The sequence below is a fragment of the Burkholderia sp. Bp9012 genome, assembly GCF_003853825.1.
Taxonomy (GTDB): Bacteria; Pseudomonadota; Gammaproteobacteria; order Burkholderiales; family Burkholderiaceae; genus Burkholderia; species Burkholderia diffusa.
In genome coordinates, this window is record NZ_QTQA01000004.1 from 48,067 (window position 1) to 59,357 (window position 11,291).

An 11,291-nucleotide genomic window follows, 5' to 3' on the forward strand; every position below is an offset into this window, starting at 1 on the left:
GTGCCGTTGCCGCAAACGAAAAGCCCCGCAATCGCGGGGCTTTTTTTCGTCCGGCCGTCGAACGGCGGGCGGTGCGGGTCATGCGTGCCGTTGCAGCCCTTCGGCGTCCTTCGTGGGCTCCGGCCGGTAGCCGAGCGATTCCGAAATGGTGAGGGCGGTGCGGCTCAACTGGCCGAGCCACGCGTCCTGCAGGCGATCGGCCGGTGCCGACAGCGACAGGCCCGCGACGAGCTTGCCCGAGTCGTCGTAGATGCCGGCCGCGATACAGCGCACGCCCAGCTCCAGTTCCTCGTTGTCGCGCGCGCACGATTGCTGGCGCACGAGCGTCAGTTCGCGCTCGAGCTTCGCGATGTCGGTAATGCTGTTCTGCGTATGGCCGGACAGCCCGGTGCGCGTCGCGTAGGCGCGCACGCGCGACGTTTCGTCGACCGCGAGAAACAGCTTGCCGACCGATGTCAGGTGCAGCGGCGCGCGGCCGCCGATCGCGCGGACGACCTGCATCCCCGAGCGCTCCGAATACGCGCGCTCGATATAGACGATTTCGTCGCCCTGGCGTACCGACAGGTTCACGGTCTGGCCGGTCAGGCGATGCAGTTCGCGCATCGGCATCAGCGCGGCGTCGCGTACCGACAGGCGCGCCTTCACGAGGTTGCCGAGCTCGAGCAGCCTCATGCCGAGCCGGTAGGTGCCGGGGTCGGAGCGGTCGACCAGGCGGCAGGTCACCATGTCGTTGAGGATACGGTGCGCGGTCGACGGATGAAGTTCGGTGCGCTGCGCAAGCTCCTTCAGGCTGACGGGGTCGCTGTGCGCGGCGAGCGCGTCCAGCAGCCGCATCATGCGTTCGATCACCTGGATCGACGTTTTGGAATCCGGGGTGGGTTGGCTCATGTCGGGGGGGGAATCGGTTGACGCATCAAGCGGTGTTGCGTCGATTGTATCTCGTATCGTGAAAAAAGCGAACGCCGTTCGAGGAAGTCCTCGTTTCCGGCCGTGCGCGCTTGCATACGCGCCGGCGTTGGTCTCGCCGGCCAAACGGCGGATAATGAGAGCCGTTTTCTCGAAGGAGCGCATATGCGAGTCGGTTTGTTCGTGACCTGCCTGGTCGACCTGATGCGTCCGGAAATCGGTTTTTCCGCGCTGAAACTGATTCGCGAAGCCGGCTACGAGGTATTCGTGCCGCCCGCGCAAACCTGCTGTGGCCAGCCGGCCTACAACTCGGGCGATCGCGCGCTCGCACGCGATCTCGCCGAAAAGACGCTGCGCGAGTTCGAGCAGTTCGACTACGTCGTCGCGCCGTCGGGCTCGTGCGGCGGCATGATCCGCACGCACTACGGCGACCTGTTCCGCGACGACCCCGAACTGATGGGGCGCTATGCGCGATTTCAGCAGAAAGTCTATGAACTGACCGATTTCCTTGCGAACGTCGCGAAGGTGACGCTCGCGCCCGGCGAATTCACGGGGCCGGTCACCTATCACGACTCGTGCTCGGGCCTGCGCGAGCTCGGCGTGAAGGCGCAGCCGCGCGCGCTGCTCGCGCAGCGTGGCGTGGCCGTCACCGAGATGAAGGATTGCGAGCACTGCTGCGGCTTCGGCGGCACGTTCGCGGTCAAGTACGGCGACATTTCCGCGGCCATCGCGGACGAGAAATGCGCGAATGTCCGCGCATCCGGCGCGGGCGCCGTCGTGCTCGGCGATCTCGGCTGCATGCTGAACATCGAAGGGCGGTTGCGCCGCACGGGCGACCGCGACACGCGCGTGCTGCACGTCGCGCAGGTGCTGGCGGGCGACGTCTGACGCCCGGTTCCGCTCACTTTTCCCCGATACCGCGATGCAAGTCCAATCGATGCATTTCAAGGCCCGTGCCGGCCAGAAGCTGGCCGACCAGCGCCTGCAGCAGAACCTGAAGAAGCTGTCGACGAAGTTCGTGTCCGCACGCGCCGACGCGATGACCGAGATCGACTTCCAGGCGACGCGCGCCGCGCTGAAGGCGCGCCGCAACCGTGCACTGGAGAATCTCGACGTGTGGCTCGAGGCGTTCGAACGCGAGGCGACGCGGCGCGGCACGACGGTGCTGTTCGCGGAAACGACCGCCGACGCCGCGCGGCTCGTCGCCGATATCGCGCGACGCCACGACGTGAAGAAGGTCATCAAGACGAAGTCGATGGTGTCCGAGGAAATGCGCCTGAACGCGGTGCTCGCCGAGATGGGCGTGCAGTCGATCGAGACGGACCTGGGCGAATACATCCTGCAGATCAACGACAACGAGCCGCCGAGCCACATCATCGCGCCCGTCGTGCACAAGGACAAGGACGAGATCGCGGACCTGTTCGCGCGCACGCACCACCGCGAGCGGCTGACCGAGATTCCCGACATGACGCGCGAGGCGCGTGAGGTGCTGCGCCCGCATTTCCTGTCGGCCGACATGGGGGTGACGGGCGGCAACTTCGTGATCGCCGAGACGGGGTCGGTCGCGGTCGTCACGAACGAAGGCAACGAAGGGATGTGCACGGTGATGCCGCGCGTGCATGTCGCGGTGACGGGCATCGAGAAGGTGCTGCCGACGCTCGAGGATCTCGCGACCGCGATGCGTCTGCTGCCGCGCTCGGCGACCGGGCAGAAGACCTCGAACTATTTCTCGCTGCTCACCGGGCCGCGCGGCCCCGGCGACGAGGACGGCCCGGAGCACAACTACGTGGTGCTCGTCGACGGCGGTCGGACGGGACTGATCGGCGGCGAATTCCAGGAGATGCTGCGTTGCATTCGCTGCGGCGCATGCATGAACCACTGCCCGGTATATCAGAAGGTCGGCGGGCACGCGTACGGATGGGTCTATCCGGGCCCGATGGGCTCGGTGCTGACACCGAGCTACGTGGGGATCGACCGTGCACTCGACTTGCCGCAGGCCGCGACGCTGTGCGGCGAATGCGACAGCGTGTGCCCGGCCGGGATCCCGTTGTCGCACTTGCTGCGTACGCTGCGCGAGAAACAGGTCGAGCGGCATCTGCGGCCGTGGCGCGAGCGCGCCGCGCTCGCCGCGTGGGGCTTCGTCGCGCGCCGGCCGATGCTGTATGCGCTGACGACCAAGCTCGCGGTGCGCATCCTCGAGCGGCTGGGCGGCAATGGCGGTACGCTGCGGCGCCTGCCAATGATGGGCGGCTGGATGGATACGCGCGACATGCCGACGCCGACCGGGCGCACGTTCCGCGAGCTGTACGCGGCATCCCAAAGCCACCTCGGCTGACCACTGTTCATCGAGCGACAACAGTGCGTTCGCTATTCATGTATTTATCTCGATAGATGCGGTCTATAGAATCCTGCCTGTAGTCCCCGGAATCGGGTTTCGGGGCATGAGGTCAAGGAGCCGCATCATGAGAAAGACAATATCGATGTACTGGCCGCTGGCAATCGTCGTCCCGCTCGCCGCGGTCGCTTATTTGCACGCGATGGCCGACGCACCGTCGCGTGGCCCGATCGCCGTTCATCAGGCATCGGCCGAACTCGCGCGCGCGGTGTCGTTCGGGCTGGTCGGCGACGCGGCGAAGCCGTTGCCGGCCGTATCCGGCGACGTCGCGCTCGCCGCACCCAAGGCGCTGTAAGTCACGCCGCCGTCGCTTTGCGCGGCGGCGCGATTCCGGGCGCCTTTGTATAATGGCGCGTTCTTCTTCCACGCGGTTCACCGCGGCTTTTCGAGAGTGCGATGTCCCGCGTTGCGATCTGTTTCGTCTGTCTCGGCAACATCTGCCGTTCGCCCACGGCGGAAGGCGTGATGCGCCACCAGGTCGACGCGGCCGGGCTGGCCGACCGGATCGCGATCGATTCGGCCGGGACGGGCGACTGGCACGTCGGCGAGCCGCCCGACACGCGCGCGCAGGCGGCGGCGCGTACGCGCGGCTACGACCTGTCGGCGCTGCGGGCGCGGCAAGTGAGCGCGGTGGATTTCGAGCGGTTCGATCTGCTGCTGGCGATGGACGAGGCCAATTTCGCGGAATTGCGGCGGCGCTGCCCGCCCGAGCATCGCGACAAGGTGCGCCTCCTGATGGAATTCGCGCCGGGCGCGACCGAGATCGAAGTGGCGGATCCTTATTTCGGCGGCGCGCAGGGCTTCGAACAGGTGCTCGACCAGGTCGAGCGCGCGTGCGCGGGCCTGCTCGATACCCTCCGCAGCGGCGCCGCACACTGATCGCGGCGAGGTATTCAGCGATCTGCGAATACCCTGTCGAAGACATGGATACTTGACTAAATTCGTCAAATATTTATACTTGACCAAAATCGTCAAGATTGCAGTCCCCTAGACACCATGAGACTCACCACCAAAGGCCGTTTCGCCGTCACGGCGATGATTGACTTGGCACTGCGCCAGGAGCAGGGCCCGGTGACGCTTGCAGGCATCAGCCAGCGCCAGCGGATTTCGCTCTCGTATCTCGAACAGCTGTTCGGCAAGCTGCGCAGGCATGAAATCGTCGAATCCGTGCGCGGCCCGGGCGGCGGCTACAACCTCGCGCGCCGCGCGCAGGACGTCACCGTCGCCGACATCATCATCGCGGTCGATGAACCGCTCGACGCCACGCAGTGCGGCGGCAAAGGCACGTGCGACGGCTCGAAGCAGCCCGACGGCCATTGCATGACGCACGAGCTGTGGTCGACCCTGAACCAGAAAATGGTCGAATACCTCGATTCGGTATCGCTGCAGGATCTCGTCGATCAGCAGCGCGCACGCGAGGGCGCACCCGCGGTGCTGCGCGACCGGCGCACGCCGGAGCCCGTCGCGGCACCGGCCGAACCGGTGCGCACGATGCCGCTCGGTCCCAATTCGGTGTTCAACATCGCGAGTTCGTGAGCGCGAACGCGCCGCACACCCCATAACGCACATAGTCCCTGCACAGAATTCCCGGAGCGACAGATGACCCAAGAGACTCTCCACCTGCCCATCTACATGGATTACAGCGCGACGACGCCGGTCGACCCGCGCGTGGTCGACAAGATGGTGCCGTACCTGCGCGAGCAGTTCGGCAACCCGGCGTCGCGCAGCCACGCATACGGCTGGGACGCGGAACGCGCGGTCGAGGAAGCGCGCGAGCAGGTGGCTGCGCTCGTGAACGCGGATCCGCGCGAGATCATCTGGACGTCCGGCGCGACGGAATCGGACAACCTCGCCATCAAGGGTGCCGCGAACTTCTACAAGGGCAAGGGCAAGCACATCATCACGGTGAAGACCGAGCACAAGGCCGTGCTCGATACCTGCCGCGAGCTCGAGCGCGACGGCTTCGAAGTCACCTATCTCGACGTGAAGGAAGACGGCCTGATCGACCTCGACGTGTTCAAGGCCGCGCTGCGCCCGGACACGATCCTCGTGTCGGTCATGCACGTGAACAACGAGATCGGCGTGATCCAGGACATCGAGACGATCGGTGAAATCTGCCGCGAGAAGGGCATCGTGTTCCACGTCGACGCCGCACAGTCGACCGGCAAGGTCGAGATCGACCTCGCGAAGCTGAAGGTCGACCTGATGTCGTTCTCGGCGCACAAGACCTACGGCCCGAAGGGCATCGGCGCGCTGTACGTGCGCCGCAAGCCGCGGGTGCGCATCGAAGCGCAGATGCACGGCGGCGGCCACGAGCGCGGGATGCGTTCGGGCACGCTGGCGACGCACCAGATCGTCGGCATGGGTGAAGCGTTCCGCATCGCGCGTGAAGAAATGGCGACCGAGAACGAGCGCATCCGCATGCTGCGCGACAAGCTGCTGCGCGGCCTGTCGCAGATCGAGGAAACGTACGTGAACGGCGACATGGAGCACCGTGTTCCGCACAACCTGAACATCAGTTTCAACTTCGTCGAAGGCGAGTCACTGATCATGGCGATCAAGGACGTCGCGGTGTCGTCGGGCTCGGCGTGCACGTCGGCGTCGCTCGAGCCGTCGTACGTGCTGCGTGCACTCGGCCGCAACGACGAACTCGCGCACAGCTCGATCCGTTTCACGGTCGGCCGCTTCACGACGGAGCAGGAAGTCGACTTCGTGATCGCACTGCTGAACAGCAAGATCGCGAAGCTGCGCGAACTGTCGCCGCTCTGGGAAATGCACCAGGAAGGCATCGATCTGTCGACGATCGAATGGGCTGCACACTGAACACCGCATTGAATACATTCGCGGGCGGATTTGCGCACGCAGACGTAACGAGTCAAGGAGTCTGAGTCATGTCATACAGCAACAAGGTTCTGGATCACTACGAAAACCCGCGTAACGTCGGTTCGTTCGCGAAAGACGACGACGCGGTCGGCACGGGCATGGTCGGCGCGCCGGCCTGCGGCGACGTGATGAAGCTGCAGATCCGCGTCGGCGCGGACGGCGTGATCGAAGACGCGAAGTTCAAGACGTACGGCTGCGGTTCGGCGATCGCGTCGAGCTCGCTCGTGACCGAATGGGTGAAGGGCAAGACCCTCGACGAGGCGCTGTCGATCAAGAACACGCAGATCGCCGAAGAGCTGGCCCTGCCGCCGGTGAAGATTCACTGCTCGATTCTTGCGGAAGACGCGATCAAGGCAGCCGTGGCCGACTACAAGAAGCGCCACGACACGAAGGAAGGCGATCAGGCAGCGGCCTGAGCGCCATCGAGCGGCTTGTGAAGGAACGCGGCGGGCCCGGGTGGCGCGCCGCGGCAAGGACATCATGGCAATTACACTGACCGAAAAAGCAGCACAGCACGTCCAGAAATACCTCGTCCGTCGCGGCAAGGGTGTGGGCCTGCGGCTTGGCGTTCGCACGACCGGGTGCTCGGGGCTCGCGTACAAGCTCGAGTATGTCGACGAGCTGGCCCCCGAGGATCAGGTGTTCGAGAGCCATGGCGTGAAGGTCGTCGTCGACCCGAAAAGCCTCGCGTACATCGACGGCACCGAGCTCGACTTTGCACGCGAAGGCCTGAACGAAGGGTTCAAGTTCAACAACCCGAACGTGAAGGACGAGTGCGGTTGCGGCGAATCGTTCCGCGTGTGACGCGGGTATCCGCGCGATGCGGGCAAGAGGCGGCACGAGCCGCCTTTTTAATGTGCGGCGTTTGCCGCGCGACGAACCGGAATTGAACGCGACGATGGTTTCGCTGAAAGACAGCCACTTCGATCTGTTTCACCTGCCGGCGCAATTCGCGCTCGACGAGGCTGCGCTCGACAGCGCGTATCGCACGGTGCAGACGCAGGTCCACCCGGACCGCTTCGCGGCGGCCGGCGACGCGCAAAAGCGCATCGCGATGCAATGGGCGACCCGTGCGAACGAAGCCTACCGCACGCTGCGCGATCCGCTGAAACGCGCGACCTATCTGCTGTCGCTGCGCGGCGTCGACATCGGTGCCGAAAACAACACCGCGATGGAGCCCGCGTTCCTGATGCAGCAGATGGAGTGGCGCGAAGGCATCGAGGATGCCGCTGCCGCCCGCAACGTCGATGCGCTCGATGCGCTGCTCGCCGAATTGCGCGACGAAAAGCGCGTGCGCCTCGAGCGCCTCGGCACGCTGCTCGACAGCGCAGCCGACCAGGCCGCCGCCGAAGCCGTGCGCCAGCTGATGTTCATCGAACGGGTCGCGTCGGAAGTGGGCGCGCAGATCGAGCGCCTCGAAACTTAACCGCGTGCCTCGCGGCACGCGCAGCAAACGGGCCGAGCGCCCGAACGAACCAAGATGGCTTTACTGCAAATTTCCGAACCGGGCATGGCGCCGGCGCCGCACCAGCGGCGACTCGCTGTCGGGATCGATCTCGGCACGACGAACTCGCTCGTCGCGGCCGTGCGCAACAGCGTGCCCGAAGTGCTGCCGGACGAGGCGGGCCGCGTACTGCTGCCGTCGGTGGTCCGTTATCTCGAGAAGGGCGGCCGCCGCATCGGTCACGAAGCGAAGGAGCAGGCCGCGACCGATCCGCGCAACACGATCGTGTCGGTCAAGCGCTTCATGGGCCGCGGCAAGGCCGAGGTCGAAGGCGCGGCGAACGCGCCTTACGAATTCGTCGATGCACCGGGCATGGTGCAGATCCGCACGATCGACGGCGTGAAAAGCCCGGTCGAAGTGTCGGCCGAGATTCTCGCGACGCTGCGTTACCGTGCGGAAGACACGCTCGGCGACGAACTGGTCGGCGCGGTGATCACGGTGCCCGCGTACTTCGATGACGCGCAGCGCCAGGCGACGAAGGACGCCGCGCGTCTCGCGGGCATCAACGTCCTGCGCCTGCTGAACGAACCGACCGCGGCCGCGATCGCCTATGGTCTCGACAACGCGGCCGAAGGCCTCTACGCGGTGTACGACCTCGGCGGCGGCACGTTCGACCTGTCGATCCTGAAGCTGACCAAGGGCGTGTTCGAAGTGCTGGCCGCGGGCGGCGATTCCGCGCTCGGCGGCGACGATTTCGACCACGCGCTGTTCGGCCACGTGCTCGCGCATGCCGGCATCGATGCGAAGGCGCTTGCGCCCGAGGACGTGCGCCTGCTGCTCGATCGCGTGCGCGTGCTGAAGGAAGCGCTGTCGTCCGCGCCGCAGGCGTCGCTCGACGTGACGCTGTCGAGCGGTGCCCGGCTCGAGCAGACGATCTCGCACGACACGTTCGCCGCCCTCGTCGAGCCGCTCGTGCAGCGTACGCTGACGCCGACCCGCAAGGCATTGCGCGACGCGCAGGTAACGCCGGCCGACATCAAGGGTGTCGTGCTCGTCGGCGGCGCGACGCGCATGCCGGTGATCCGCGAGGCGGTCGCGAAGCATTTCGGCCAGCCGCCGCTCGTCAATCTCGATCCCGACCAGGTTGTCGCGCTGGGCGCGGCGATCCAGGCCGACCTGCTCGCCGGTAATCGCGGCAGCGGCGACGACTGGCTGCTGCTCGACGTGATCCCGCTGTCGCTCGGCGTCGAGACGATGGGCGGTCTCGTCGAGAAGATCATTCCGCGCAATTCGACGATTCCGATTGCGCGTGCGCAGGAATTCACGACCTTCAAGGATGGCCAGACCGCGATGGCGATCCACGTCGTGCAAGGCGAGCGCGAGCTCGTCGCCGACTGCCGGTCGCTCGCGCGCTTCGAGCTGCGCGGCATCCCGCCGATGACGGCCGGTGCGGCGCGCATCCGCGTGACTTACCAGGTCGATGCGGACGGGTTGCTGTCGGTGTTCGCGCGCGAGCAACATTCGGGCGTCGAGGCGTCGGTCGTCGTGAAGCCGTCGTACGGCCTCGCCGACGACGACATCGCGAAGATGCTCGAAGACAGCTTCAAGACCGCCGAGATCGACATGCGGGCGCGCGCGCTGCGCGAAGCGCAGGTCGAGGCCGAGCGGATGATCGAGGCGACGCAGGCGGCGCTGGCGACCGACGGCGAATTGCTCGATGACGCCGAACGCACGCAGGTCGACGCGCTCGTCGCGGCGCTGCGCACGATCGCGCAGGGCGACGACACGGACGCGATCGAAACCGCGACCAAGACGCTGGCCGACGGCACCGACGAATTCGCGGCGCGCCGGATGGACAAGAGCATCAAGCGCGCACTGTCGGGCCGACGGCTCGACGAGATCTGAACGAACTGCACGCGGGCCGGCGACGGCCCGCGCGATATTGAACCGTGCGGCGCCAGCCGCCGCACCCTGACTGACGGAACGGACATGCCTCAACTGGTGGTGCTGCCTCACGTCGAACTGTGCCCGGACGGCGCAGTGATCGACGCGACGCCCGGCAAGAGTATTTGCGACAACCTGCTCGACAACGGGATCGAGATCGAGCATGCATGCGAGAAGTCGTGCGCATGCACGACCTGCCACGTGGTGATCCGCGAGGGCTTCAACGATCTCGATCCGTCCGACGAGGACGAAGACGACCTGCTCGACAAGGCATGGGGCCTCGAGCCGACGTCGCGCCTGTCGTGCCAGGCAATCGTGAAGGAAGATTCGGACCTGGTGGTCGAGATCCCGAAGTACTCGATCAACCACGCTAAGGAAAATCACTGACGGACCGGCGGGCCGGACTCGCCGCGTACACGGGAGAGCAAGTCATGAAATGGACCGATTCGCGCGAAATTGCCATCGCGCTGGCAGACAAGCATCCGGACGTCGATCCGCAGAAGATCAATTTCGTCGACCTGCGCCAATGGGTCATCGATCTGGATGGCTTCACCGACGACCCGGCGCACTCGGGCGAGAAGATCCTCGAAGCGATCCAGGCCCACTGGATCGATGAATCCGACTTCGACGACGAAGACTGAGGTTCGCGCTGGCGCTCCGCGCCATGTGGCTCCGGCAAGGCTCCCGCAAAAAGAAAAGGCTCGTGATGCTTCACGAGCCTTTTTCATTTCCGGCACGGTGCAAGGGCTGTCCGGCGATGCGTCGGGCGTCAAGCGCCGACCAGCGTCCCGTTCTCGATCCGCACGCGCTGACCCTGGCCGAACGGCGGCGGGTTGTGGTACGTGAACGTGCGCGTCGCGCCGCTTTCCATCTGGACCTGTACCTGGTAGTCGGTTTCCGCGCGCACCTGCTTCTCGACCTGGTTGCCGGCGAGACCGCCGCCGAGCGCGCCGATGATCGTCATCGCGGTGCGGCCGTTGCCGTGACCGAACTGGTTGCCGAGCAGGCCGCCGGCCGCTGCGCCGCCGACCGCACCGATCCCCGAACTCTGACCCGGCGTACGCGTCTGCGTGATCGCGACGACCGTGCCGCAGGTCTGGCAATAGGCCGGCTGTGCGGGCGCGGACGGCTGCTGCGCGTATTGCGGCGGTTGCGGCGCCGGCGTATGGCGGCGGTGCGTGGCTGCCGGGCGCGGCGCGGGCTTCGGTTCGACCTGGGCTGCCGCTGCCTTCTCGGCAGCCGCCTTCTGCTGCGCGGCCTGTTCGGCTGCCTGCTGTTGCGCCTGCGCGGCGAGCGCGGCGCTGGCTGCAGCGGCCGTATCGACGGCCGGCTGCGACGCGATCAGCGCGGCCTGGGTCTGGCCGTTCTGCGCGTTATTGCTGTTGGCCTTCGGGAAGATACCCGTGATCGCTGCGGTGGCCGCGAGGCTCGCGACGATCACGGCGCCTGCCGCGGTCGCGATAAGCGGGTGGAGGCGTTGCTTTTGCGGGGTGGTTTGATTCTGGTTGTCCATTTTGTTCTCCGGTGTCGACCCGGCTTCGCACGTTGGCGCTGGCCGGATCCCACGCTCGGGAGCGAGCAGACTTGGCGTTCCGGCGCCGTGTTCTGGTCCCGTGGTCATGCGTGGTGACGCAACAGGAGTGTCGTCCACGGGCGAGGGTCGCACCGTATCAAGGTGTAACGAATTGCAGCGGGAAGCGGGCGGGCGTTATCGGGAAA

General features: G+C 66.1%; 14 protein-coding genes. 12 read left to right on the forward strand and 2 right to left on the reverse strand.

The window, feature by feature from the left end; translation table 11 throughout:
• Positions 1-78: 78 nt before the first annotated feature.
• A complete protein-coding gene (locus tag DIE11_RS06305; RefSeq protein ID WP_059608410.1) occupies positions 79-888 on the reverse strand; it encodes an IclR family transcriptional regulator in 810 nt (269 codons plus the stop codon).
• Between the two features lie 183 nt (positions 889-1,071).
• Between DIE11_RS06305 and DIE11_RS06315 the strand changes: the two genes are divergently transcribed.
• From DIE11_RS06315 to iscX, 12 genes are all read left to right on the forward strand, one after another.
• Entirely contained in the window at positions 1,072-1,794 is a 723-nt protein-coding gene (locus DIE11_RS06315) for a (Fe-S)-binding protein (protein WP_059535864.1), read from the forward strand.
• Positions 1,795-1,828: 34 nt separating this feature from the next.
• Positions 1,829-3,241: a lactate utilization protein B gene (locus DIE11_RS06320; protein WP_124622318.1), complete on the forward strand. Its 1,413-nt coding sequence runs from the start codon at positions 1,829-1,831 to the stop codon at positions 3,239-3,241.
• A 127-nt stretch (positions 3,242-3,368) separates the two neighbouring features.
• Positions 3,369-3,596, forward strand: a complete 228-nt coding sequence (locus DIE11_RS06325) for a hypothetical protein (RefSeq protein WP_059608408.1) — start codon at positions 3,369-3,371, stop codon at positions 3,594-3,596.
• A 101-nt stretch (positions 3,597-3,697) separates the two neighbouring features.
• Positions 3,698-4,180: a low molecular weight protein-tyrosine-phosphatase gene (locus DIE11_RS06330; protein ID WP_124622320.1), complete on the forward strand. Its 483-nt coding sequence runs from the start codon at positions 3,698-3,700 to the stop codon at positions 4,178-4,180.
• Positions 4,181-4,297: 117 nt separating this feature from the next.
• Positions 4,298-4,837, forward strand: a complete 540-nt coding sequence (gene iscR, locus DIE11_RS06335) for a Fe-S cluster assembly transcriptional regulator IscR (protein WP_009691731.1) — start codon at positions 4,298-4,300, stop codon at positions 4,835-4,837.
• A gap of 63 nt (positions 4,838-4,900) precedes the next feature.
• Positions 4,901-6,124, forward strand: a complete 1,224-nt coding sequence (locus DIE11_RS06340) for an IscS subfamily cysteine desulfurase (protein ID WP_124622322.1) — start codon at positions 4,901-4,903, stop codon at positions 6,122-6,124.
• Positions 6,125-6,192: 68 nt separating this feature from the next.
• A complete protein-coding gene (gene iscU / locus DIE11_RS06345; RefSeq protein WP_009691729.1) occupies positions 6,193-6,600 on the forward strand; it encodes a Fe-S cluster assembly scaffold IscU in 408 nt (135 codons plus the stop codon).
• Between the two features lie 64 nt (positions 6,601-6,664).
• Positions 6,665-6,988: an iron-sulfur cluster assembly protein IscA gene (gene iscA / locus DIE11_RS06350; protein WP_011885413.1), complete on the forward strand. Its 324-nt coding sequence runs from the start codon at positions 6,665-6,667 to the stop codon at positions 6,986-6,988.
• A gap of 94 nt (positions 6,989-7,082) precedes the next feature.
• A complete protein-coding gene (gene hscB, locus DIE11_RS06355; protein WP_034176899.1) occupies positions 7,083-7,610 on the forward strand; it encodes a Fe-S protein assembly co-chaperone HscB in 528 nt (175 codons plus the stop codon).
• Positions 7,611-7,664: 54 nt separating this feature from the next.
• The gene (gene hscA, locus DIE11_RS06360; RefSeq protein WP_124622324.1) at positions 7,665-9,533 is read left to right on the forward strand and encodes a Fe-S protein assembly chaperone HscA; all 1,869 of its coding nucleotides are present in this window, start codon (positions 7,665-7,667) and stop codon (positions 9,531-9,533) included.
• Positions 9,534-9,617: 84 nt separating this feature from the next.
• Entirely contained in the window at positions 9,618-9,959 is a 342-nt protein-coding gene (gene fdx, locus DIE11_RS06365) for an ISC system 2Fe-2S type ferredoxin (RefSeq protein ID WP_059464189.1), read from the forward strand.
• A gap of 44 nt (positions 9,960-10,003) precedes the next feature.
• Positions 10,004-10,213, forward strand: coding sequence for a Fe-S cluster assembly protein IscX (iscX, locus tag DIE11_RS06370; RefSeq protein ID WP_059608404.1), 210 nt, complete (start codon positions 10,004-10,006; stop codon positions 10,211-10,213).
• A 128-nt stretch (positions 10,214-10,341) separates the two neighbouring features.
• On the opposite strand, the gene DIE11_RS06375 is transcribed toward iscX, so the two are convergent.
• Entirely contained in the window at positions 10,342-11,085 is a 744-nt protein-coding gene (locus DIE11_RS06375; RefSeq protein ID WP_124622326.1) for a glycine zipper 2TM domain-containing protein, read from the reverse strand.
• Positions 11,086-11,291 lie beyond the last annotated feature (206 nt).

Bases quoted from the DNA above. Each gene is read 5' to 3' on its own strand.
- DIE11_RS06305 (WP_059608410.1), bottom strand. From the start codon at position 888: ATGAGCCAACCCACCCCGGATTCCAAAACGTCGATCCAGGTGATCGAA.
- DIE11_RS06315 (WP_059535864.1), top strand. From the start codon at position 1,072: ATGCGAGTCGGTTTGTTCGTGACCTGCCTGGTCGACCTGATGCGTCCG.
- DIE11_RS06320 (WP_124622318.1), top strand. From the start codon at position 1,829: ATGCAAGTCCAATCGATGCATTTCAAGGCCCGTGCCGGCCAGAAGCTG.
- DIE11_RS06325 (WP_059608408.1), top strand. From the start codon at position 3,369: ATGAGAAAGACAATATCGATGTACTGGCCGCTGGCAATCGTCGTCCCG.
- DIE11_RS06330 (WP_124622320.1), top strand. From the start codon at position 3,698: ATGTCCCGCGTTGCGATCTGTTTCGTCTGTCTCGGCAACATCTGCCGT.
- iscR (WP_009691731.1), top strand. From the start codon at position 4,298: ATGAGACTCACCACCAAAGGCCGTTTCGCCGTCACGGCGATGATTGAC.
- DIE11_RS06340 (WP_124622322.1), top strand. From the start codon at position 4,901: ATGACCCAAGAGACTCTCCACCTGCCCATCTACATGGATTACAGCGCG.
- iscU (WP_009691729.1), top strand. From the start codon at position 6,193: ATGTCATACAGCAACAAGGTTCTGGATCACTACGAAAACCCGCGTAAC.
- iscA (WP_011885413.1), top strand. From the start codon at position 6,665: ATGGCAATTACACTGACCGAAAAAGCAGCACAGCACGTCCAGAAATAC.
- hscB (WP_034176899.1), top strand. From the start codon at position 7,083: ATGGTTTCGCTGAAAGACAGCCACTTCGATCTGTTTCACCTGCCGGCG.
- hscA (WP_124622324.1), top strand. From the start codon at position 7,665: ATGGCTTTACTGCAAATTTCCGAACCGGGCATGGCGCCGGCGCCGCAC.
- fdx (WP_059464189.1), top strand. From the start codon at position 9,618: ATGCCTCAACTGGTGGTGCTGCCTCACGTCGAACTGTGCCCGGACGGC.
- iscX (WP_059608404.1), top strand. From the start codon at position 10,004: ATGAAATGGACCGATTCGCGCGAAATTGCCATCGCGCTGGCAGACAAG.
- DIE11_RS06375 (WP_124622326.1), bottom strand. From the start codon at position 11,085: ATGGACAACCAGAATCAAACCACCCCGCAAAAGCAACGCCTCCACCCG.